General features: G+C 64.9%; 20 protein-coding genes. 3 read left to right on the top strand and 17 right to left on the bottom strand.

Going from position 1 to position 21,993, the window contains the following annotated elements; all coding sequences use genetic code 11:
• Positions 1-218: 218 nt before the first annotated feature.
• From ET21_RS0102565 to ET21_RS0102625, 13 genes are all read right to left on the bottom strand, one after another.
• Entirely contained in the window at positions 219-968 is a 750-nt protein-coding gene (locus ET21_RS0102565) for an HAD-IIB family hydrolase (protein WP_004212890.1), read from the bottom strand.
• Positions 965-3,466: a heavy metal translocating P-type ATPase gene (locus tag ET21_RS0102570; RefSeq protein WP_004212886.1), complete on the bottom strand. Its 2,502-nt coding sequence runs from the start codon at positions 3,464-3,466 to the stop codon at positions 965-967. The genes ET21_RS0102565 and ET21_RS0102570 overlap by 4 nt, the downstream gene beginning before the upstream one ends.
• Positions 3,463-4,071, bottom strand: a complete 609-nt coding sequence (locus ET21_RS0102575; protein WP_004212885.1) for a cation transporter — start codon at positions 4,069-4,071, stop codon at positions 3,463-3,465. The genes ET21_RS0102570 and ET21_RS0102575 overlap by 4 nt, the downstream gene beginning before the upstream one ends.
• The gene (locus ET21_RS0102580; protein ID WP_004212882.1) at positions 4,068-4,754 is read right to left on the bottom strand and encodes a ZIP family metal transporter; all 687 of its coding nucleotides are present in this window, start codon (positions 4,752-4,754) and stop codon (positions 4,068-4,070) included. Before ET21_RS0102580 ends, ET21_RS0102575 begins: the two co-directional genes overlap by 4 nt.
• Before the next feature lie 3 nt (positions 4,755-4,757).
• A complete protein-coding gene (locus ET21_RS0102585; protein WP_004212881.1) occupies positions 4,758-5,171 on the bottom strand; it encodes a hypothetical protein in 414 nt (137 codons plus the stop codon).
• Between the two features lie 47 nt (positions 5,172-5,218).
• On the bottom strand, positions 5,219-5,596 hold the full coding sequence (locus ET21_RS0102590) for a hypothetical protein (protein ID WP_009824022.1): 378 nt from the start codon (positions 5,594-5,596) through the stop codon (positions 5,219-5,221).
• On the bottom strand, positions 5,593-6,081 hold the full coding sequence (locus ET21_RS0102595) for an SRPBCC domain-containing protein (RefSeq protein ID WP_013849881.1): 489 nt from the start codon (positions 6,079-6,081) through the stop codon (positions 5,593-5,595). Before ET21_RS0102595 ends, ET21_RS0102590 begins: the two co-directional genes overlap by 4 nt.
• Positions 6,082-6,134: 53 nt before the next feature.
• A complete protein-coding gene (locus ET21_RS0102600; protein WP_004212878.1) occupies positions 6,135-9,380 on the bottom strand; it encodes an efflux RND transporter permease subunit in 3,246 nt (1,081 codons plus the stop codon).
• A 3-nt stretch (positions 9,381-9,383) separates the two neighbouring features.
• Positions 9,384-10,562: an efflux RND transporter periplasmic adaptor subunit gene (locus tag ET21_RS0102605; protein ID WP_004212877.1), complete on the bottom strand. Its 1,179-nt coding sequence runs from the start codon at positions 10,560-10,562 to the stop codon at positions 9,384-9,386.
• Positions 10,562-11,839: a TolC family protein gene (locus tag ET21_RS0102610; RefSeq protein WP_013039111.1), complete on the bottom strand. Its 1,278-nt coding sequence runs from the start codon at positions 11,837-11,839 to the stop codon at positions 10,562-10,564. Before ET21_RS0102610 ends, ET21_RS0102605 begins: the two co-directional genes overlap by 1 nt.
• Positions 11,840-11,899: 60 nt before the next feature.
• A complete protein-coding gene (locus ET21_RS0102615; RefSeq protein ID WP_007406840.1) occupies positions 11,900-12,196 on the bottom strand; it encodes a hypothetical protein in 297 nt (98 codons plus the stop codon).
• Positions 12,197-12,269: 73 nt separating this feature from the next.
• Positions 12,270-14,237, bottom strand: coding sequence for a cytochrome c/FTR1 family iron permease (locus tag ET21_RS0102620; RefSeq protein WP_004212871.1), 1,968 nt, complete (start codon positions 14,235-14,237; stop codon positions 12,270-12,272).
• Positions 14,237-14,863: a cation transporter gene (locus tag ET21_RS0102625; protein ID WP_004212870.1), complete on the bottom strand. Its 627-nt coding sequence runs from the start codon at positions 14,861-14,863 to the stop codon at positions 14,237-14,239. The genes ET21_RS0102620 and ET21_RS0102625 overlap by 1 nt, the downstream gene beginning before the upstream one ends.
• A 75-nt stretch (positions 14,864-14,938) precedes the next feature.
• On the opposite strand from ET21_RS0102625, the gene ET21_RS0102630 reads away from it, so the two are divergent.
• A complete protein-coding gene (locus tag ET21_RS0102630) occupies positions 14,939-15,358 on the top strand; it encodes a helix-turn-helix domain-containing protein (RefSeq protein ID WP_007406847.1) in 420 nt (139 codons plus the stop codon).
• Here ET21_RS0102630 and ET21_RS0102635 read toward each other — a convergent pair.
• Both ET21_RS0102635 and ET21_RS0102640 read right to left on the bottom strand, forming a co-directional pair.
• A complete protein-coding gene (locus tag ET21_RS0102635; RefSeq protein ID WP_013039112.1) occupies positions 15,352-16,554 on the bottom strand; it encodes an aspartyl protease family protein in 1,203 nt (400 codons plus the stop codon). The genes ET21_RS0102630 and ET21_RS0102635 overlap by 7 nt on opposite strands.
• Positions 16,555-16,843: 289 nt before the next feature.
• Positions 16,844-17,416: a recombinase family protein gene (locus tag ET21_RS0102640; protein ID WP_009824027.1), complete on the bottom strand. Its 573-nt coding sequence runs from the start codon at positions 17,414-17,416 to the stop codon at positions 16,844-16,846.
• Between the two features lie 191 nt (positions 17,417-17,607).
• Here ET21_RS0102640 and ET21_RS0102645 point away from each other — a divergent pair, with 191 nt between their 5' ends.
• The gene (locus ET21_RS0102645; protein ID WP_004212864.1) at positions 17,608-19,008 is read left to right on the top strand and encodes a Mu transposase C-terminal domain-containing protein; all 1,401 of its coding nucleotides are present in this window, start codon (positions 17,608-17,610) and stop codon (positions 19,006-19,008) included.
• Positions 18,935-19,813 (top strand): AAA family ATPase, encoded by an 879-nt coding sequence (locus tag ET21_RS26900; protein WP_009824028.1) that lies wholly within the window; start codon positions 18,935-18,937, stop codon positions 19,811-19,813. Before ET21_RS0102645 ends, ET21_RS26900 begins: the two co-directional genes overlap by 74 nt.
• Before the next feature lie 314 nt (positions 19,814-20,127).
• On the opposite strand, the gene ET21_RS0102655 is transcribed toward ET21_RS26900, so the two are convergent.
• Together ET21_RS0102655 and ET21_RS28725 are read right to left on the bottom strand one after the other, a co-directional pair.
• Positions 20,128-21,330, bottom strand: a complete 1,203-nt coding sequence (locus ET21_RS0102655; RefSeq protein ID WP_030538462.1) for a tyrosine-type recombinase/integrase — start codon at positions 21,328-21,330, stop codon at positions 20,128-20,130.
• A complete protein-coding gene (locus ET21_RS28725) occupies positions 21,327-21,449 on the bottom strand; it encodes a hypothetical protein (RefSeq protein WP_017503292.1) in 123 nt (40 codons plus the stop codon). Before ET21_RS28725 ends, ET21_RS0102655 begins: the two co-directional genes overlap by 4 nt.
• Positions 21,450-21,993 lie beyond the last annotated feature (544 nt).

Below are 21,993 nucleotides of genomic sequence, written 5' to 3' on the forward strand. Positions count from 1 at the left end.
CTGGCCCAAATCCTTAGCGTAGGATTCCGCCCCCTCCCGCAAACGCCCCCTACGATTGAGAAGCGCGGCGGAATCTCTTAGATTGATCGCTGGAGGCTTTGTTCGCGGAGACGCGCACATTGCCTTCTTTTCGTTTTAGGAAGCGCTGCCCTAAGCGACAGAAGCCAGAGCTTTGACAATGCGGCATTCCGCGATGGAGCCGACCATGTATCTTGATCCTATCGGTGCAGACACGCGATGATGGCGGTCACGACGGCGGTGGTTTCCGCGACGTCGCGCACCCTCACTGTGTCGAGGCCGATTTCAGCAGCGGGATAGTCATTCCCACCGGGGAATATCGCATCCCCAATGAACAGCATCCCGTCGAGCGGGACACCGCTCTCGGCACTCAGGCGCTTCAGGCCATAGCCCTTGTCGATCCCTGCTCTGGTCACGTCGATCGATGTCGTGCCACCGAGATTGATCGAGAGCTCCGGCAGCTTCGCGCGCAACGTGGCCTGCAACGCGGTCCTCTTCTTTCGGTCAGGATCCCACGCTTCCTTTTCCTTCAGCGGCGCTGCCTGCCCCAGGCCCGAAAAGGTGATCTGGCTGCCCCGGTCCTCGATCCGTTCGCCCCAGATACGTTCGTCGGCGAGACCGGCATCGGTCAGCGCCTGATCGAAGGCCGTGCGGATCTTCGCCTTCTCCGCGTCGTCGAACAGTTCGGCATAGACCGCGCGCCAAGCGCCATTGATGAACCGATAGAGTTTCGTGCCTGTGGTCGGCATCAACCAGAGACGGTCGAGCGCGACGCCGGCCGGAAGGCGCGAGGCGATCTGCTTTTCGAACTGCGGCCAGTCCCCGCCCGAGATCACCGCCACATCCGTGATGGCGAGCAATCGGGCGAGGATTGCGGCCATATCCTCCGATAACGGCCGCTTGCTCTCGGCAAGCGTGCCGTCGAGGTCGAAGGCGATCAGCCACTTCATGCCGCCTTCCCTGCCGGATCGCGGTAGGCGAGCAGCCTGAGCGCATTGATGACGACGAGCAGCGTCGATCCCTCATGAACCGCCACCGCTGGCCCAATGCCGAGGCCGAGGATGGTAGCAGGCACCAGGAAGGCGACGACACCCAGGCTGACGAAGACGTTCTGCCGGATGATTCCACGGGTATGGCGGCTAAGACCGACTGCGAATGGCAGGTGCGCCAGATCGTCGGCCATCAGCGCCACGTCGGCTGTCTCCAGCGCAACGTCCGACCCCGCCGCGCCCATCGCGATGCCGACCGTGGCGCTTGCCATCGCCGGCGCATCGTTCACGCCGTCGCCCACCATCGCGACCTTGTCTTCGCCGGCGAGCTTCTTGATCGCGGCAACCTTGTCTTCGGGCATGAGGTCGCCCCACGCTTCGTCGATCCCGACTTCGTCGGCGATCGCTTCGGCGACTTTCTGGTGATCGCCGGAGATCATTATCATCCGCGACACGCCCATCTCGTGCAGCCGACGCAACGCGGTCTTGGCAGCTTCGCGAGGCGTGTCCATCAGGCCGATCGCGCCCAGGTCGCGGTCCCCCTTGCGGACCACCATTGTCGTGCGGCCGTTCTCGCGCAGCTTCGCGATTGCGTCCTGCGCGCCCTGCCCCAGCGCCGGAATGCCCTCACTTCCGAACATCTCGGCCTTGCCGATCCACACCGTCTCGCCATCCACGCTCGCGGTGACGCCCCGACCGGTCAGGCTCTTGAGGTCGCCGGCAGTCGGCACGGCACGATCGTTCAGACGTTCGCGGCCGTCCTTGACGATCGCTTGGGCCAGGGGATGGTCGCTCAACGCTTCGACGGCGACAGCCAGCGCCAGCAACTCGCCTTCATCGGCGCCATCGACGGGCACGACATCAGTGATGCGCGGACGACCTTCGGTCAGCGTGCCCGTCTTGTCGAAAGCGATCGCTTTGAGCGACCCGAGGTTTTCGAGCGGTGCACCGCCCTTCACGAGCACGCCGCCCCGCGCTGCACGGGCAACGCCCGACAGGACCGCGCTCGGCGTTGCGATCGCGAGCGCGCACGGGCTTGCCGCCACCAGCACCGCCATCGCGCGATAGAAGCTGTCGCGGAACGGCTCGTCGACGACCACCCATGCGAACAGCAGGAGCACTGACAGGACCAGGACGGCGGGCACGAAGATCCGTTCGAACCGGTCGGTGAAGCGCTGCGTCGGCGACTTCTGCGTCTCCGCTTCGCTCACCATCTTCACGACCTTGGCAAGCGCGCTTTCATTGGAACGGCGTGTCACCTCGATCTCGATCGCGCCGCCGCCGTTGATCGTACCAGCAAAAACCCGGCTTTCCGCGTCGACTGCATCGGGCTTGGCGCGTGCCGCTGCGGCATCTGCGACCGGCACCTTGTCGACCGGGATGCTTTCACCCGTGACCGGGGCCTGGTTGATCGCGCTGGTGCCCTTGATGACGAAGCCGTCGGCAGGCAGGCGCTCGTTCGGGCGGACGATGGCAATGTCCCCGACGACCATCTGCTCGACCGGGATTTCGCTGGTCTGCCCGCCGCGTCGCACGGTCGCGGTTTCGGGCGCGAGCTTCGCCAGCGCCTCGATCGCCTTCTTGGCGCGGCCCATTGCATAATGCTCAAGCGCATGGCCGAGGCTGAACAGGAACAGCAGCAGCGCACCTTCGGCCCATGCGCCCAGCGCAGCGGCGCCGGCCGCAGCGACCAACATCAGCGTGTCGATCTCGAACTTCTTCATCCGGAGGTTGTCGATCGCCTCGCGCAGCGTGAAGAATCCGCCGAAGAAATAGGCTGCGATATAGCAGGCGGTCGGCAGCCATTCGGGCGCGCCAGCGACCAGCCTCTCGATCGCGTAGCCGATCCCCAGCAGCGCGCCACAGGCGAGCGCGAAGATCAGCTCGGTATTGGGGCCGAGAAATTCGGCGTGGCTATGGTCGTGGCCATCGCCGGGGCCGTGCTTCTCTTCGCCCGCGCCGTGGCCCCCGGGGCCGTGGTCGTGGCCGGCATGTTCATCGGCAGCGACCCGCTTGCCCACCCTCACCTTCAGCTTGCGAAGCGCAGCGCGCACCTCCTCTTCGGTGGTTTCGCGGCGATCATATTCGACCCGGACAGACCCGCTGGTGCTGGCGCTTGCCTGGACCACGCCGGGCAAGGCGCACAGCGCATCGCTGACCGTGCGCGCCCGACGTTCGTGGTTGATCCCCGTCACCTGCCAGATCGCATGGCCGTAGCGCTCGGTGATTTCGGCACCTGCGGCGCGCACCATTTCGCGCAACCGTGGCAGCGGCAGCTTGGCGGCATCGAAATGGATGCACAGCGCCGCTGGCGTGTTGCCGTCGAGACAGATCACATGCGCCCGCTCGACACCTTCGCGCTTTGACAGGGTTGATACGAGACGGTCCAGGCAGGCATCGGCCGCGTCAGGAAGGTCCGGCAACAACACTGGAATGTCGAGTTCGAGCTTGTCGTTCATGACGACCTCCTTTCGCTTTTCTTGGTTTCGGCGCGCGCGTCGCGCAGGATTTCGACACCGCCCTTGATGGCGATGATGGCGGTGGCGAAGCCGACCAGCAGGTCCGGCCAATTGGTACCCAACCACAGCACCAGCACGCCGGCGATCAGGATGCCGCCGTTGGAAATGAAGTCGTTGAAGCTGAAGGTGGTTGCGGCCCGGAGATTGACGTCCGGATCCTTGAGGCGCTGGAGCAGCCGCAGGCAGAGGTAATTCACGACGCCGGCGATCGCGGACATGACCATCATGGTAGGTCCGATGGGCTCGCTGCCCTGCACGTAGCGCCGTCCGACATCGATCAAGATGCCGCCCGCGAAGATCAGCAGCATGACGCCCGAAGCGACCGCGGCGCGTGTCTTCCATGTCTGGCCCCGGGTGAGCGCCACAAGGCTCAGCGCATACACAGCCGTATCGGACAGGTTGTCGACGCCGTTGGCGATCAGCGCGCTCGAGTCCGCGAAGAAGCCGGAAACGAAGAAGCCCGCAGCGATCGCCGCGTTCAGCAGCAGGACGATCCACAGTGTGCGGCGCTCCTGCCCGCCATTGTTGTCGTTGCCCGGGATCATCCCATCATCTCCTCAAGTGTCAGCAGGGCCAGGAAGCCGACGAAAAACATCGAGCTGATGAGCGGGGTGTCGGGTTTCTCGTGCGCCTCGACCAGCAACTCCTCCGTGACGAGGTAGAGCAGCGCCATCAGCCCGAAGCTGAGGAAGCCGGCGATCATCACCGGCGACAGCGCGGCGACCGGCACGGCAGCGAGCGCGCCGATCGGCAGCAGCAGGGCCAATGCCGAGACGATCACGATGATGCGCAAGCGCGAGCGATAGGTTTCCGCCAGCTCGTCGGTCAGCGTCAGTCCCAGAAATAACACTTCCAGAGTGAGCGCGATCGTCAGCAGGAGACCTGCCTTCTCGCCCGCCACGAAAGCGAGGCCGAGCACCAGGCCGTCGACCAGAATGTCGATGCCGATCGCGGCGAGTAGCGCCATCGGCCCCTTGAAGCGGGCCTCAAGAGCCTTGAGCCCCAGCATGGTCGCGACGCCCGCCGCCCCGCCGATCAACGTCGCGCTGGGCGATGCCTCATGCTTGACCTGCGGCAGGATTTCGGTCGCTGCCGCCGCGAACACGACGCCGGCAGCGAGATGCTGTAGGCCCGCCACGAGGCCAGGTTTCAACTTGGTGCGGCTCGCGACAATCGCGCCGAGCACGACCGCCAGCACAGGCGCAAGCGTATAGAGCAGTGCCTGCATTTCCTAGGACTCCTCCGGGGTTCGGTGGCAGACGCGGATCTTCCCGCGTCGCGTGAACGCGATCGATCCGCCCGCCACGACAGCCCGCGAATGGTCGCCGCGAAACTCGTCACCGGTTCGCTGCGCGCGCAGGATCTCGGTCCTGCCCTTCGGCAGCCAGGTGACGGCCATTTTCAAGCCGTCATCGATGAAGTCGACATCGGCGCGTGTGCCGTCGTCGCAGTACATGATGCGCTGCGCGATTAGTTTCGACGTCAGATGCTTTTCATGCGCCGGCTCGGTAGGCTGGGTCGGCGCTGGATTACACGCCCCTATAACCGCCCCGGAGACGAGAACGACGCCGAGGCGCGCGATCGCCAGACCGGCCCGATTCAGGCCGCACAAGGTTGTCACATTTGAAATCGACGTGTCAGACATCGGTCTCTTCCGACGAAGCGCCCTGTGGCGTTCGAAGGCAGGGCAGTTCATCGCGTGCCTTCCTGCTCGCAGATCCGGGTACGGCCATCGCCTTCCACGATGGTGAGCTGCGACCCCTTGAAGGTCGCGGTGGCTGTTTCGCCGACATATTGCAGGCCCTGCGCTGGCGCGGTCAGCATCATCGGCGGTCCCCCGTTGGAGCGCCGCAAATCGATCTGCAGGCCGTTGTCCTTGTAATCGACGAACAGCGGTTCCCCGTCGGAACAGCGATATCTATGCCGCCCCATTTCCCCGGTCGCCACGGCGCTGTCGGACGAATGGATCTGCTGCTCCGTTGGCGGGGCTGGCGGCTTTCTTTCCGAGCACGCCGCGAGCCCGACAACGAGGATGACGGCGGGCAGCACCCGCTTACAGTGCATCATCATCGCGCCTTCCTCCTGCAGCGGAAGGGGACGCGCTGACGATTGATAGCCCGGGCAGGCTGACCTACCCGCCAGCGGAGATAGGTTGCGAGGCGATCGTCAGATTCGACCATCAGGGATCGCAGGCGGCGCAACATCATCGCCGCGAACGGCAGGGAGAGCGCCCCGCGCAGCGTGCAGCTATGCGTTAGCCTGGTGCCGCCATCGTCCCCCGCCAGCTCGTACCGCTCTTCGAGCGTGAACAGATAGGGGATGCCGCAGGACCAAGCGAAGGCGTGCGGTTTATCGAATCGATCAATCCGTGCTGGCGTCCGAATTGGCCGGGTGATGCCCTGGATCGCAAAGGTGCATTCTGTGTCGCCGAGCCGGGACGGATCATCGAGAAATACGAGCGGACTCCACGCCCGGCGATGATCCGGATCGGTGAGTGCCGACCAGATGCGCAGTGGCCCGCCGTGAAGCATCGAGCTGGTTATGGTGCGAGGCATATCCCCATCTCCCAGAGATGGGCGGGGCGATCGCGGATCGCCCCGCCCATCCATCAGGCCAAGTTGTTCACGAAGGTCTGACCGTGGTCGTCCCCTTCATGCTCCTCATTGTAGTGCTCGGGTTTCTCGATCACTTTCTGCCCGAACCGGGCATAGAGTGTCGGCAGCACGAACAGCGTAAGAAGCGTCGCCGAGATCAGACCGCCGATGACGACCGTCGCCAAAGGCTTTTGAACCTCTGCGCCGGCGCCTTCGCCCAGCGCCATCGGCACGAAGCCGAGGCTGGCGACTAGCGCGGTCATGATGACGGGTCGCAGACGCTGCATCGCGCCAACATGCGCGGCTTCCTCGCGGCTCATCCCTGATCGGATCAGATCTTGGATCGAGCTGACCATGACGAGGCCGTTGAGGACCGCGATGCCCGAGAGGGCGATGAAGCCCACTGCCGCCGAGATCGAGAAGTCCATGCCCCGCAGGAACAGCAACAGGACGCCGCCCACCAGCGCGAAAGGCACGCCGGTGAACACGATCGCGGCGTCGCGGACCGATCCCAACGCCCCGTAGAGGAGCAGCAGGATCAAAATGAAGCAAGCCGGAATGACCAGCTTCAGCCGTTCGCTTGCCGATTGGAGGTTCTCGAACTGGCCGCCCCATTCGAGATAGGTGCCGGCAGGCAGCCGGAGTTGGCTGCCGATCGCCGCCTGCGCATCCGCCACGACGGATCCGACGTCGCGGCCACGCACGTTGGCTTGCACCACCACGCGCCGCTTGCCGTTCTCGCGGCTGATCTGGTTCGGACCATCGACCACCTTGATCTCGGCGACGCTGGACAGCGGTACATAGCCGCCGCCTGCCACCGGCACCTGCACCTGTTGGAGCAGGCCGATGTCGGCACGCTGCGCCTCCGACAGGCGGATCACCACGGGGAAGCGACGGTCGCCCTCGAAGATCTGGCCCGATGTTCGCCCGCCGATCGTCGCAGTCACGGTGTCCTGCACATCCTGAGCCGTAACGCCCAACCGCGCCATCGCGTCGCGGTTGACGCGAATGTCGAGCATGGGAAGACCGGTCGTCTGCTCCACCTTCACGTCCGCTGCGCCTTGCGTTCTGCGCAGCACCGCCGCGATTTGCTCGGCCGTCCGGTTCATCTGGTTGAAGTCGTCCCCGAACACCTTCACCGCGATGTCGCCGCGCACGCCGGCGATCAGCTCGTTGAAGCGCATCTGGATGGGCTGGGTGATCTCGTAGGCATTTCCCGGAATCTTCGCGAGATTACCCTCGATCCGGCTGACCAGCTCCTCCTTGGGAAGCTCAGGATCCGGCCAATCCTTGCGCGGCTTCAGGATGACGAACATGTCGGTCGCGTTCGGCGGCATCGGGTCGGCCGCCAGCTCGGCGGTGCCCGTCTTGGAATAGACGAATTGCACCTCCGGCTGCTTCGACATCATCCGCTCGATCGGCACCTGCATCGCCTGGCTCTGCTGGACCGACGTTGCCGGAATGCGGAGCGACTGGATCAGCAAATCGCCTTCGTCGAGCTGCGGCAGGAACACCGAGCCGAGCGTAGTGAAAGCAAGCGCCGCCACCACAAGGCTTCCCACACCCGCACCGATCGTCAGCGTCGGGCGCTTCATGGCCCGGTCGAGACCGGGTTCGTAGCGCTTCTTCAGCCACGTGATGATGCGGCCGTCCTTCTCCTCGACCTTCTTCGACAGCCAGATCGCAATCATCGCCGGCACGAAGGTGAGAGAGAGGATGAAGGCGAAGGCGAGCGCGATGATGACGGTCAGCGCCATCGGTCCGAACGTTTTACCCTCCACGCCGGTCAGCGTGAGCAGCGGTACGTAGACGAGGATGATGATTGCCTGCCCGTACACAGAGGGACGGATCATCTCACGCGCAGCGGCTGCCACGGTCGCGAGCCGTTCCTTGACGCTGAGCAATCGGCCTTCATGATGCTGTTGCTCGGCAAGCCGGCGCAGCGCGTTTTCGACAATGATGACGGCGCCGTCGACGATCAGACCGAAGTCCAAAGCCCCAAGGCTCATCAGATTGGCCGAGACCCCAGCGCGCAGCATACCAAAGCCTGTCAGCATCATGGTGATCGGGATGACCAACGCCGCGATCAGGGCCGCACGGAAGTTGCCGAGCAGCAGGAAGAGCACGACGATGACCAGCACCGCGCCTTCGGACAGGTTTTTCGCGACCGTCTTGATCGTCGAATTGACCAGCTCGGTGCGGTTCAGCACCGGCTGAATTACGACGTCAGGAGGCAGCGAAGCGTTGATCGTCTTCAGTTTCTCAGCGACCGCGGTCGACACGATGCGGCTGTTCTCGCCGATCCGCATGATCGCCGTGCCGACGACGACTTCGGTACCGTTCTCCGATGCCGAACCCATGCGGATCGCCTGACCCGTCTTCACAGTCGCAACTTGTTCGACCGTGATCGGCACGCCGTTACGTGTCGCGATCACGGTCCTGGCCAACTCGCTGGCATTGCGAACGAGCGCATCCGAGCGAACAGCCAGACCTTCGCCATTGCGATTGACGAAGCCACCGCCGACGCTGGTGTTATTGCGCTCCAGCGCATTTCCCAGGTCCGTCAGCGTGATGCCGAGCGAGGCCAGCTTCTGCACGTCGGGCACGACGAGGAACTGCTTGGCGTAACCGCCAATCGAGTCGACACCGGCGAGGCCCGGTGTGGTCTTCAGAAGCGGCGTCACGATCCAGTCCTGCGCGGTGCGCAGGTAGGTCGCCTTGTCCTCTTCGGTCGTCAGTCGCTCGCCCTCTGGCGTGATGTAGCTGCCATCGGGCTGTTGGCCCGGTTCACCGGGCTTGTGCTTGTCGTCCTCGCGATGATCGAGACGAACGGTGTACATGTACACCTCGCCCAGGCCTGTCGCGATCGGACCCATTTCAGGGTTCACGCCGTCGGGCAGATTCTCTTGCACGCCCCGCAGACGCTCGCCCACCTGCTGGCGGGCGAAATAGATGTCCGTCGCGTCCGAAAAGACCGCCGTGATCTGCGCGAAGCCGTTGCGGCTCAACGAGCGCGTATATTCCAGGCCGGGGGTGCCGGCGAGCGCGGTTTCGATTGGAAACGACACCTGCTTCTCGACCAGCTCGGGCGAGAGGGCAGGCGCGCGGACGTTGATCTGGACCTGATTGTTGGTGATGTCCGGCACCGCGTCGATCGGTAGCCGGTAGAGGGAAAAGGCGCCGATGGCGGCGACGATGACGGTGAGGAGCAGGACTAGCCAGCGCTTCTCGACCGCCCAGGTTACGATACGGGCGATCATGGCTTAATCCTCGTGGCTCGCTTCGCCCTTGCCGATCTCGGCCTTGAGCGTGAAACTTCCGGTGGTGGCGATCTGTTCGTTGCCGGTCAGGCCCGACCGGACGATCACCGTGTCGCCCGACGCATCGCCGAGCTGGACCGGGGTCGCCTTGAAGCCGGTGGGCGTGCGCACGAACACGACCGACTTGCCCTCGAAACTCTGGACCGCCGTCGTCGGCACGCGGACCGCCCCGCTCCCGCCGCTGCCCGTGAGCTGCACGGCTGCCGTCACAGGCTCGCCGACCCGCCATTCGCCACCGCGATTGTCGAGGGTGGCGAGCGCAGGCACGAGCCGCGTCTGCGGATCAAGCGCCGGCGACACGAAGGTCACGCGGGCGGTCGCCTGACGGCCTGCCGCCTTCACCAGCACCGTATTGCCGGGACGCACCCGGCCCGCATCCTCGGGCTTGAGATTAAGCGCGATCGACACCTGGCTCAGGTTGGCGATGCGATAGAGTTCGGCATCCGCCGCGACCGTTTGTCCCAGCGTCACGGGGCGCGCAATGATCTGGCCCGAGATCGGCGCGGCAATGCCGAGCCGGTTGAGCCCGCCGCCGCCGACACCCGCCGCCGAAACCATGCTCTGCGCCTGCGTCAGGGCGATCCGCGCCTCCGTCGCCGCTGTGCGGGCGGCGATCAGATCCTGTTCAGGGGAGACTCTCTGCGCGAACAGCCGCTGTTCGCGCGCGAGGTTCGAATTAGCGAGCTGAAGCCGCGCCCGCGCCGCCTCGACCTCGCCCTTGATCTGCGCCGCCTCGCGGCTTTCGATGACCGCAATGGTCTGGCCGCGTCCGACCGATTGGCCGAGGTTACGGGTGAGCGCGACCACGCGTCCCGCAATTGCGGCCGAGACGACCTGCGTTCCCTGTGGGTCGCCCTCGATGATCGCGGGCAGCTCGATCGTCCCGGCCCCGCCGATGATCGGCCGTCCGACCTGGACGCCCGCTGTGGCGATCTGGTCGGCACCCAATGTGACGACGCCTTCACCGGCATGACCGCCTTCAGCACCGCCCTTTTCCGTGCCCGCTGCCGTCTCATTGGCAGCTGCGCCTTCGGCAGTTGCCTCGTTTCCGCCATCCTTGCCGCCGCAGGCAGCCAAGAGCAGGGCGAGCGACGCCGCGCCCGCGAGATAAAAGCTCTTCATCACTGATTCCCCCCATTGGGCGCACGAGCGGTCAGTCGCTCCACTTGCGCGCGGGCATTCTGGTAATTGGCAAGCGCGTCGATCGCGGCGACCCGCGTTTCGGCGAGCGTGCGTTCAGCATCGAGCAATTCGAGCTGGCCGAACTTGCCCTCGCGATAGCCGATCCGCGCGATGCGGGCGGCCTCCTGTGCAGCCGCCAGCGCCGGCCCCGACGCCGCACGAGCCGTCGTTGCGGCATTGGCCGCCTGCGCCTGCGCGTCCGTGATCGCCTGTTCGATGTCGAGCGCGGTCACGCGGCGCTGCGCATCCGCCTGGGTCCGCTGCGCGGTCGCCTGCGCAATCGCGGCGCGACCATTGTTGAACACCGGGATCGGGATCGACACGCTGAACACCGCCGCCATGTCGTTGGTCGCTTCCAGGCGGCGGATCGACGGCCCGACGTTCAGGTCAGGCACGCGATTGGCGCGCGCGAGCCGCACGCCGGCTTCGGCAATGGAGAAATCCGCGTTGGCTGCCGCCAGCGCGAGTGTGCCGGTCGTGTTGACCGGTGCCAACGGCCCATAGACGTTCACATCGGGAAGGCGATCGAGCAGCGTGTCATCGAGCAGGCCGTCGATCGGCCGTCCGATCCGACGCGCCAGATTGGCGCGGGCCGCCTCGGCCAAGCGAAGCTGCCGCTCCACATTGGCGTCGGCATTGATACGCGCGACATCCGCGCGCTGTTGCTCGAGTGGCGATGCCCGCCCTGCCTGCACGCGAACGCTCGCGGCCCGCAGCGCATCGCTGGCGATCCGGGCCTGATCGCGGGCTGTCATTACCCGGCGATCGGCCGCGACCGCTTCGACATAGAGCTGCGTTACCTGAAGCCGGACATCCGCCGCGATGATCGCGGCCTGGATCTCGGCCCGGGACAATTGCGCATTGGCGACCGCGACGCGGGCGCCGCGCTTGCCGCCTAGCTCGATCGGGATCGCAAAGCCGACCGTGGTTTCCGCGCTGCGGACCCCCCGATACGGCCCGGAGCCGATGACATTCTCGACTTGGCCTTGAACCACCGGATTGGGCCGCAAGCCGGCGACTGTGCGACCTGCACGGGCCGCGTCGATTCCAGCTGTCGCCGCTTCCGCAGCAGGGGCCGAACCGCCCGCTGCACTGACCGCTTGGTCAAGCGTGTAGACCGGCGCATCCTGCGCAACAGGCGCGGACGGTCCGACCTGCGCCTGCGCCATCGTGGCGCAAGACGCTGCGGCCAGCATGGCCGCGAGGATACGATTCATGAAAATAGGACTCCTGACGATGATCGACAGGGGCGCGCCAACGCACGCCCAAATCGGACGTCAGGCTTGGGGGGGCCTCAAATGGACCATGCCGGTGCGGCCGTCGAGCGACGCAGAGGCGGAGATTGTCGGCTTGGGCACTGTGAGGACGGGGGTATATTCCATCGTCGTGCGCGCAGGCGCGCCGACGTCGTGTCCGTGACAATAATTGTGATGATGCGGGACATTCTTGTCCGAGTCCGATGGCACCTGATCGATGTCACCGGCGGTATGGACCGTGAACTCAACGCCCGCGATGCTTCCCCCCGCCAGATCGGCGGCATGGGCCATGCCGGAGAAGCTGGTCAGGACCAGCATCAGGCATGTCAGGAAAGGCAAAAAGGCTCGCACTAGCTTGCCTCTATCACGGAAGGGTTTTCATGTCATTGCACTAATTCGAACCAAGGGTCACTGAGCCGGAACCCGAGCGGGATCGGTCGCGCCCGTTCCAGGCGAACCCGACCGCAATGGCGACCGCCATCAGGAGTTGCGCCAGCACCGATTGCCAAGTGGGAAACACGCCGAGCATCGACAGCCGTGGCACGTCCGCGAGCGGTGCGATGTTGATAAGGCCGGCTTCCTGGAGCGCGGCGACGCCTTTACCCGCCAGCACGACGGTCAGGACCGCCATGAGCCAGGAGCTATAGCGGAAGAACTGCGCGATCGGCAGCTTGCGACTGTAGCGAAGCATGGCCCAAGCGATCAGGCTGAGCAGTCCAATCGCCGACCCGGCCCCCGCGAGAAGCATCCCGTTGTCACCTTGCGCCGAAAGCGCGGCATAGAACAGGATCGTCTCGAAGACCTCGCGATAAACTACGACGAACGCCAGCCCGAACAGGAACCAGCCCGACCCGCCCGAGAGCGCCCGCGACATCTTCTCGCGAATATAGCGCTGCCACTGATCGGCCTGCGCCTTGCCGTGCATCCAAATCCCGACCGAGAGCAGCACGACCGCGGCGAACAGCGAGCCAAACCCTTCCGTCAGCTCCCGGCTCGCACCGCTGATCCCGATCGCATAGGTGGCGACCGCCCAGGTGATCCCGCCCGCGATGATCGCGCTGACCCAGCCGCCATGCACGTACCGCAGCGCCTCGCCGCGCTCGGCTTTACGCAGGAACGCGATCATGGCGACAACGATGAGCAGGGCTTCGAGCCCTTCACGCAGCAGGATCGTGAACGCGCCCAGGAACGTGGACGCTTCGGTGGCGGCATCAGGCGCGAGCGCCGCTTCCGCATCGTCGAAAAGGCCGCCCAGTACTGCGACCTTCTCCGCGAGATCATCGGGCGACGCGCCCCGGTCGATCGAGGCGCGGAACTCCCCCATCGCGCCCTCGATTCGACCCATCAGCGTCGCGTCGCGCGCGGTGAGTGTTGGCTCGATCGGCTCGAACCCATCGAGATAGGCCGACAGCGCCAGCTCTTTCGCCATGCGCGCATCGCCGCGCCGCGCAGCCGCCACGCTTTCGGCGAGTTTGGCGCGGGCGACCGCGAGCGAGCCGGGAGCCTGTTGTATCACCTGTTCGGGATGACGACGCAGGAACGCGAGCACTGGGTCAGCCTTGGCGTCGCCGATCGCCGCGCCGAGCGCGGCCGGGGTGAGCGCGACCAGGGTTTTCAGGTCCGGAATGCGCCGGCGAAGGGTCGGGTCGGATTTCCAAAGCCGCTCGCCTTCGCGCGCCTGCGCATCCGTGAAGGCGAAGCTCCCGGCTCGGAATGCTAACGCCCAGCGCTGATCGTTGGGCAGATCGGCGAAGCTCTGCATCGCGGTCCCGTCGATGCCTTGCGTCACCACCTGATAGAGCGCGAACACGCTGCGCTGGCGCGCGCGCTCGGCATCGGTGAAAGCAATCGGGGGCGTAGCGAGCTTGGCGGCGTCAGGGCCACGGCCGTTGCCCGTCATCCCGTGGCAGGACGCGCAGGATTGTCGGAACAGTGCATCGCTGGAGACGAGGTTCGGAGCCTTATCGGGCGCGAGCGGCACCGGGTAGGCGCGCAACAGATCGGCCGCGAGCCCGTGCGCCAATGTTGCCACCTGTTCAGTCGGTCCCTTTTCCGCGATCACCGCCTGGAGGTTGGCAGCCCGCTGGATGAGGGCTTGACGCTCCGGCTTCGCCGGCAGGCCCTGAAGCCGTGTCGAGACCGACGCGGCGAACTCCGTCATCTCGGCATATTCCGACGTGCTCTTGATCCGACCGTTGGCGACCGCGCCGCCATAATCGACGGCCATATAGTCGAGCAGCCGCCATGCGGTTTGCACGTCGCCGGGTTCGGCGATTGCCGCAGCAGGGATCAGCAGCGCCGCGAGCGCGGAGAGCAGCCGCAACGAGAGCATTGCCCGGATCAACGCGAGCAGACGCACTACCGCTCTCCCAATTCGCGCCGAGCGCCAGTGACGATTTCATAAGCGGAGTGGAGGAACAGGAGGGCGATGAGGCCGGCGACGGCGAGGTCCGGCCAGGCGCTTCCTGTCCACGCCACCAGACCGGCCGCGGCGATCACCGCCACGTTGGCGAGCGCGTCGTTGCGGCTGAACAGCCAGATCGCGCGAACATTGGCGTCCCCTTCCCGGAAACGCGCAAGCACCAAGGCGGACACGACATTGATCGCGAGCGCGACAACGCCGATTGTGCCCATCAGTTCGGCATCGGGCGCGGTTGCGTTCAGGGCGCGCCAAATCGCGAAACCGATTACGCCCACGCCAAGCGCACCGAGAAACAACCCCTGCGTCAGCGCGACCTTTGCCCTCGCCCGTGCGGACCAGGCAAGCGCGAGAAGACCGATAAGGCTGATCGACCCGTCCCCGAGAAAATCGAGGGAATCCGCTTTCAGCGCTTGGCTATCGGCGATGAACCCGCCGAACAGCTCGGCGACTCCGAAGCCGAGGTTGAGCACCACGACGGTCAGCAGCGCACGGCGATAGGCCGGATCGGTTTGCGCGCGCGCGGGCTCCCCGTGGCACCCGCAGCTTTCGGTAGAAGCATTCATGCGGCCTTCCTTACCACCTCCAGTCGCTGTAGAAGCAAGCGAAATGTGCGACACGTTCGCATAAGCAAGGATGGCATGATGAAGCCGGTGATGATTGGGCAGCTCGCCAGCGAGACCTCGACGAAGGTGACGACGATCCGCTTTTATGAGTCGATCGGGTTGCTCCGATCCGCCCCTCGCACGGCGTCGGGTCGCAGAACCTACGATGCCAGTGACATTGAGCGTTTGCACTTCATCCGCAACGGTCGCCGGCTTGGCTTCTCCGTCGACGAGATCCGTTCGTTGATGGGGCTGGCGCAGAACCCGGACCAGGATTGTGGTGCCGCCTCAGCTATCGCTGCTCAGCACCTCAAGGATGTGGAGGAGAGACTGGCGCAACTCGCGGTGTTGCGGGATGAGTTGGCAATGCTCAGCCAGAGCTGCACCAAGGCGCGCATGGCCGATTGTCGGATCATGAAGGCGATCGGCAAAGGCCACCCTCAAGCCGATCAATAATAATCGGCCAGCCTGAGCTCGCGCACATCACCCGAGGCCATCGTCAGCTTTACGAGGGTGCCAGCAGGCCGGGAGCGCACTTGCCAGAGCTCCCCACGCGTATAGTTCGCATCGATCGAATGGCCGTTCACCGCCACGATCCGGTCGCCGACCGCCCAGCCAGCCTTTTCCGCGGGACTGTTCGCCGCCACATGAACAACGGTGAGCGCCGTTGGTGAGGCTGCGAGGCCAAGGCCGCTACGGTCCTTCAGCATCGGCAGGCGACGACGAGGACCGAGTGGCCGGAGCCACACGAATCCGGCGGTCACGTCGAACACCACGTCGAATTGAGCGATCAGCGGTAGGCCGACATTGCCAACCGTGCTGGTGGAGAGCCAAGCTCTCATCCCGAGTGTGGGGACGTTCGAGACGCCAAGCCCTTCGATGTTGATGTTCTGGATCGTGAAAGCATCGTTGATACGCACACCATCGACGCCGCCGATCGCCGCGGTCGAGACGAGCTTCCCGTTCAACAGCCCTTGATCGCGGGCATAGGCCGACGAGAGCATCAGCGCGGCCGAGCTGCCAAGATCGATCATCAAGGGCACGGGAGGCAAACCCGAGACGGAAGCTCGAATGAACAGCTCCTGCTTGGCACCGCGCCCGAGCGCGACAGCGCGCCAGTCGGGACCGGCGAGAAACGTGCCTGACTTGACGACCGCCATACGCCTTTTCGCGAAATCGAGCGCGATGCAGCTACCCGTGAACATATCGGCACCGAGGAGGATATCGATCGGTCGTCCGAAGGCCGCCGACACTGAACTCAGATCACCAACGACGGCAAAGGGTAAGCGACGGGTTTCGCGGGCGAGCTGTACGTCGATGTCGCGGACCAGCAGCACCGGGGCCTTGGCGCTCAGCCCGCTAATCATGCGCCGCTCACCATCGTTCAAGCCGAGCTTCGCCGCGAGCGCCGTGCTCATGATCGACGCGCCGCTGCCACTGTCGAGCACCGCCCGCACCGGCACTCCGCGCACTTGTGCCGAAACAAGGAGGGTATCACCCGTGCCGACTTCCAGCGGCTCCCATTCGAGGTGAGCCGCACCGAAGTTCCACGAGCCCGCAGACCGGGAAGTCTGTCGCGCGAGCGTTGGAGAACCGAGCACCAAGCCGGTTCCACAGGCCACCAGCCGCGCCACTAATGAGCGTCGAGACATACCGATTGCTTCAACACGGGCCGTCAAAAAGCCACCTCCAGCCCCCCGTCCGCAGGAGAGCAAATTGCGGTTACATGCTCCAGCCACTGGAGGAGCAAGTGCTTTTGGTGCGCCCGAAAATCCTCAGAAGCGCTTGGAGAACTTTAGATGAAGGATGGTGCAGACCGCTTAGATGCCTTCCCGATAACGAACCGTTCCGGGGGACGCTGGGCCGATCGGGACCGCGAACGGTGTAAACGCTCGCGCTAAGTGGCGGCATTCTGATCGCGCTATTTGTCGGCGAGCGTCGCTACGCGGCTACCGGCTTGGTCTCGGCCGATCGCACATAGGCGTAGAGTTTTGGCTTGGAGATGCCGAGCATCGAGCAAATCTTGGCGATCGGCATCGTGTTCTCGTGGTAGAGCCTGACGGGCAGGTCGCGCTTGTCCTTGCCGAGTGCGGCCGGCCGGCCACCCTTCTTGCCGCGAGCGCGGGCTGCGGTGAGACCGGCCTGGGTCCGCTCGCGGATCAGGTTGCGCTCGAACTCCGCCAATGCCCCGAACAGGTGGAAGGTAAGCTTGCCCGACGTGGTGGTCGTGTCGATCGCCTCGTGCAGGCTCAGCAGCCCGACCTTTTCCTCGTCGAGGTAGGTCATCCATCCGATCAGATCACGGAGCGAGCGGCCGAGCCTGTCGAGGCGCCAGACCACCAGTGTGTCGCCGGCGCGAAGCAGCTCCTTCACCTTTTCCAATCCAGGGCGAGCGGCAGTCGCCCCGGAGGCCTTGTCGGTGATGACCTTCTCGCAGCCGGCAGCCTTCAGCGCATCACGCTGGAGGTCCAGGTTCTGCTCGGCGGTCGATACGCGGGCGTAACCGATTTTCATGCGTAGGGCCGGTGGCGCCCCGATCGGGCGCGGTTTGGGAAGAAAGTCGTCATCGGCAGGTCTATGTTGCCCTAGTTTTCTTTACCGGGTAGATTTACGTCGAACAGGCCGGTTTGGCAACGCGAGCGGACTCGCATGGCGATGGGCAGGCAAATCTCCGTTTTCCTTACCTGCGACACGGACCGTCGGCGGTGACGCATCCGGCGCTTGTCCCGCCGCTGGCGATCGAGCGCTACCGCGTCCTTGAACCGCACCTCGCCGATGGCATCCCGCTCGCGGACCTCGCCCGCACCGGCACGCTGAGCGAGCGGACGTTGCAGCGCTGGCTCGGGCGCTACCGTGCCGAAGGACTTGCCGGTCTCGCGCGTCTGCCGCGCAACGATCGGGGCAGGCTGCACCTGCCGGAACATCTGGTCGAACTGACCCGCACTCTCGCCACCAAGCGCCCGCGACCCCCGGTCGCCGCCATTCACCGAAAGGTGCAGGAACTCGCCATCGCGCATGGACACCGAACCCCCAGCTATGCGGCCGTCGCGCGTGTCGTCAGGGCGATACCGGCAAGCCAGATCGCCGCAGCCTCCGATCCGGCCGTCTACCGCGACCAGCACGAGCTAGTGCATCGGCGCGAAGCCGCGACCTCGAACGAGATGTGGCAGGCCGATCATACCGTTCTCGACATTCTCGTGCTCGATGATGCCGGAACCCCGGTGCGTCCTTGGCTGACCGTCATCGTTGACGATCACAGCCGAGCCATCGCCGGTTACTTCCTCAGCCTCGATGCCCCCAGTGCCCTCAACACGGCGCTCGCCTTGCGGCAGGCGATCTGGCGCAAGCCCAATCCCGAATGGATCGTCAGCGGCATTCCCGAACAGCTTTACGTCGACAACGGCTCGGATTTCATCTCCGAGCATATCGAGCAGGCGTGCATCGCCCTCAAAATCCGCCTCATCCATTCGCTGCCGGGGCGTCCTCGCGGGCGCGGCAAGATCGAGCGGCTGTTCCGCACCATCAACGACATGTTCCTGCCCGACCTGCCCGGCCACCTGATCGCGGGCAAGCCGCTGTCGGCGCCAGTGCTCACGCTCGACGAGCTGCGCGCCCGCTTCGAGGCGTTCGTGTGCGGCGTCTATCATCGTCGCCCGCATGGCAGCACCGGCGAACCGCCGATCACGCGCTGGCAGAAGGGCGGGTTCCTGCCCGCAATGCCCGACAGCCTTGAACAGCTCGACATGCTGCTCGTGCACGTGCCCAAGCCCCGTAAAGTGCTGCGCGACGGCATCCGTCTGATGGGCAGGCGCTATGTCGAACCCACGCTCGCGGCCTTCGTCGGCGAGCAGGTCGAGGCGGTCTATGACCCCCGCGACCTGACCGAGATCCACGTCTACCACCAGGGCCGGTTCGTCTGCCGTGCGCTCAGCTCCGAGCACGCTGGGCACCCGTCGTTGCGCGCGATCCAGCGCGCCCGGCGCGGCGCGAAGGAGCGCGACAAGCAGGTGCCTGCCCCCACGGAGACCTTCGATGGCGACCAAGAGGATACGGCTTCCCGGCCCACCACCTACCGAGGGCTCCGGCTCTACGCCGCTGACGATTGAGTTCCTGGTCGAGCAGCCGTTCCTGGCGACCCGCGAACATGCCCGGTTCGTCGAGTTTGCCGAAGCCTGCGCGCACTACCGCTATATCGGCGTGTGTCATGGCCGGCCGGGCGTCGGAAAGACGCGATCGGCGCGCGAGTTTTCCAGCTTCCCCGACCTGGGGGAATATGCCGCGCTCCGTCCCATTGCCGCGCTCCTTGGCGAAAAGGTCGCTCGCTGCCGCGCCGTCTTCTACACCGTGTCGGTCAGCAACACGCCCAAGACGATCGACGCGGTGTTGGGCCTCAACCTCATTAAGCTGGGCTATGCCCGGCTGACGGTCGCGGGCGGCTCGCAGGACGAAATCACCCATGACGCCGCCCGCATCGCCTGCCCCCTCGTCATCGTCGACGAGGCCGACCGCCTGACCATAAAGTCGCTCGAACATCTCCGCGACATGGCCGATCGCCACGGCTTCGGGCTGATCCTGATGGGTATGCCGGGCTTGGAGAAGCGCCTCGCCCGCTATGCCCAGCTCTACTCGCGGATCGGCTTCGTCCACGAGTTCAAACCGCTTACCGAGACCGAAATGCGGCTGCTGCTCGCGACCCACGCCGGCGATTTCGGGATCAGCTTCGACCCGGCCCAACTCGACGCGATCGAAGCGCAGGCAGCCGTGATCCGCATCACGCGCGGCAACTTCCGGCTCATGGAGCGCCTGTTCGCGCAGATGCGGCGGATCATGACCCTCAACCGCGTCGAGGAGGTCACCGCTGACATCGTTCAGGCCGCGCGCGATTGCCTCGTCATCGGACCCGGCAACTGACAAATAGCGCGATCAGAACGCCGCCATTTAGCGCGAGCGTTTACACAGGATAAGATCCATACCGTTTCCGGAACCACTTTCTTGTTTCCTCTTCGAAATTGGACTGTGCTGATGAGTTTGAGCGATGGTGGCTTCGCTCATACACTACGCGCTACCAGGCCCCTGCCCGTTTCTTAGGCTTAACGTTGTAGCTCAAGACCCCGGGGGCTCAGCCTCCCTTCTCCGGTTCTTGCCGCTGCGCAAATCCCTCGATCTACCTGCCGCCGTCGTGTGGTCGCACGGCATCATCCAAAGACCTATTTAGGCCGTCATGACTAGCCAATCTTCGCCATAAGGCGCCCCGCCGCCCCCTGCTCTGCCGCGAGATTGCGATTATAAGCGAGCGGCATCCGCGGCGACTTCCACCGCAGCGCGTCCATGATGCCGGCCAAATCCTCCCCGCTGGCGAACAGGTCCTGATTGAGCCCGATCCGCGTCGAGTGCGCACTGATCCCCTTCAGCAACCGCGCCAGATCGTCCGCCGTCAAATCGGGCAGCGCGCCGCGATCGAACGCACGCTGAATGATTGCCCGCCAGATCGGGCCGATCGATCCCGGATGGAGCGCCGCGGCGCCGATGTCATACTCGACCCGCGCCTTCACAGCGGGCTTGGACAGCGTCTTGCGCAGATCCCAAGTCTCACGGCCCGAGATGCTGTCGATCGAACGACCCTTCACAGCCGCCCGCGCTTTGTAGCGCCGTACCTGCACCCGCCGGAACAACGGGCCCGCGTCGATCCCAGCGGCCTCTCTCCACGCCGCGACAGCCCGCACAGAGCGGGGCGACAAATAGGCTGTGGCTCCCTCGCCCTCCTGATCGCCTTTGCTTCGCGCGATGGCGAGGAGGCGCGCTTCGGGATCAAGCGCCTCGAGAATGTCATTGATGCTGATTGCGACGAGCTCCGATGCACGGAGCCCCGTGTCATAGGCCACCGACAACAGGGCTCGGTCCCGCAGGCCTGGCAGATCGCCCGCGCACGCCTCCAGCAAAGCTCGCACATTCAGTCCGCGAGGACTGTCGCGCTCCACGTCTCGCACTGGCCCCTTGAAGCGCAAGGGACGCGCCTGAGCCTGCGCGGTGCCCTTCTCGCGCCGGATCGCGCGGAGCCGCAGCTTGACGAGATCAGCCTGGGTGGGATCCTTGATGTCGAGCAGCTGGTGGATCTTGGCGATCGACGCCTTGTAGCGACCGAGCGAGGCGGGTTTCGCCCCCTGCCCTGCCCGGGCATCGAGATAGTCGGCGACCGTCTCGGGGGTCGCCGGCAAGGTCACGCGCCCGTTTCGGCGGCACCAATGGTCGAACGCCTCGATGTCGCTGGCAAGCGCGCGCAGGGAATGCGGCGAGGATGCCGCCTGATAGGCGGCGATCAGCTCGGCGTTGATCGTGATTGGCGATCGGCAGTTCAGCTTGGTCACCTCCCAGGCGAGGTCGACGGCCTGTCGGCCTCGCCGGCTGCTGATGGGCGCTGGGAGGCTCATCTGGACAGCGCGACAATCTGGTCGAAGCTGTGCGGTTCGACCCCATAGATAGCCTCACGCGTCACGCGCCCATCAAAATCGCTCTGCCATGACCAGAATATCGTCTTTTCAGTGTCCAAATGCCCTGCCCTCCGCCGGGATGCACATACCCACCTTATAGAAAGGCGTCAAATCCGCTTATATGATAACTGCAATTATCAGAAGTCCCCTGCGGGCATCGTGATTGGCGCAACAACAAACCGGTGACTTACGTTGAGAACGTGATATCAGAAATTGTGAGCACTTCACCCCCGTTACCTACTCTGCTCGCCCTCGGCCGCCTCGATGGGCGTCTCGCCAACAGCCCGGCTCGAGACATTTGGCTGGCGCGGGAAAGGGTCAGTGGCGCCGCGACCATCGCGGGAATCGCCGGGGTTCCCGTATCGATTGACGATATCATGAATTGGATTTGCGGACGAACGCCACCGCCGCGCCACAGCGAGGGCTTGAACGATCCGATGTCTGTGGCAGCCGTGATGCACTTCGCTCTAGCGGCTCAGCAAACGCCGGCGGACGATCTTACCGCAGCCACGTTCAGGATCCTGCGCACGCTGCTCGACGATCGGGCCGAAGCTGTGAACGGACAAAGAACACTGCATCCGACACCCCACGCCAATTCACCTG

The sequence above is a fragment of the Sphingobium sp. DC-2 genome, assembly GCF_000722555.1.
GTDB lineage: Bacteria > Pseudomonadota > Alphaproteobacteria > Sphingomonadales > Sphingomonadaceae > Sphingobium > Sphingobium quisquiliarum.

What these genes read in the sequence shown, in the direction of transcription:
- ET21_RS0102565 (WP_004212890.1), bottom strand. Translation starts at nt 968, where the DNA reads ATGAAGTGGCTGATCGCCTTCGACCTCGACGGCACGCTTGCCGAGAGC.
- ET21_RS0102570 (WP_004212886.1), bottom strand. Translation starts at nt 3,466, where the DNA reads ATGAACGACAAGCTCGAACTCGACATTCCAGTGTTGTTGCCGGACCTT.
- ET21_RS0102575 (WP_004212885.1), bottom strand. Translation starts at nt 4,071, where the DNA reads ATGATCCCGGGCAACGACAACAATGGCGGGCAGGAGCGCCGCACACTG.
- ET21_RS0102580 (WP_004212882.1), bottom strand. Translation starts at nt 4,754, where the DNA reads ATGCAGGCACTGCTCTATACGCTTGCGCCTGTGCTGGCGGTCGTGCTC.
- ET21_RS0102585 (WP_004212881.1), bottom strand. Translation starts at nt 5,171, where the DNA reads ATGTCTGACACGTCGATTTCAAATGTGACAACCTTGTGCGGCCTGAAT.
- ET21_RS0102590 (WP_009824022.1), bottom strand. Translation starts at nt 5,596, where the DNA reads ATGATGATGCACTGTAAGCGGGTGCTGCCCGCCGTCATCCTCGTTGTC.
- ET21_RS0102595 (WP_013849881.1), bottom strand. Translation starts at nt 6,081, where the DNA reads ATGCCTCGCACCATAACCAGCTCGATGCTTCACGGCGGGCCACTGCGC.
- ET21_RS0102600 (WP_004212878.1), bottom strand. Translation starts at nt 9,380, where the DNA reads ATGATCGCCCGTATCGTAACCTGGGCGGTCGAGAAGCGCTGGCTAGTC.
- ET21_RS0102605 (WP_004212877.1), bottom strand. Translation starts at nt 10,562, where the DNA reads ATGAAGAGCTTTTATCTCGCGGGCGCGGCGTCGCTCGCCCTGCTCTTG.
- ET21_RS0102610 (WP_013039111.1), bottom strand. Translation starts at nt 11,839, where the DNA reads ATGAATCGTATCCTCGCGGCCATGCTGGCCGCAGCGTCTTGCGCCACG.
- ET21_RS0102615 (WP_007406840.1), bottom strand. Translation starts at nt 12,196, where the DNA reads ATGCTGGTCCTGACCAGCTTCTCCGGCATGGCCCATGCCGCCGATCTG.
- ET21_RS0102625 (WP_004212870.1), bottom strand. Translation starts at nt 14,863, where the DNA reads ATGAATGCTTCTACCGAAAGCTGCGGGTGCCACGGGGAGCCCGCGCGC.
- ET21_RS0102630 (WP_007406847.1), top strand. Translation starts at nt 14,939, where the DNA reads ATGATGAAGCCGGTGATGATTGGGCAGCTCGCCAGCGAGACCTCGACG.
- ET21_RS0102635 (WP_013039112.1), bottom strand. Translation starts at nt 16,554, where the DNA reads ATGTCTCGACGCTCATTAGTGGCGCGGCTGGTGGCCTGTGGAACCGGC.
- ET21_RS0102640 (WP_009824027.1), bottom strand. Translation starts at nt 17,416, where the DNA reads ATGAAAATCGGTTACGCCCGCGTATCGACCGCCGAGCAGAACCTGGAC.
- ET21_RS26900 (WP_009824028.1), top strand. Translation starts at nt 18,935, where the DNA reads ATGGCGACCAAGAGGATACGGCTTCCCGGCCCACCACCTACCGAGGGC.
- ET21_RS0102655 (WP_030538462.1), bottom strand. Translation starts at nt 21,330, where the DNA reads ATGAGCCTCCCAGCGCCCATCAGCAGCCGGCGAGGCCGACAGGCCGTC.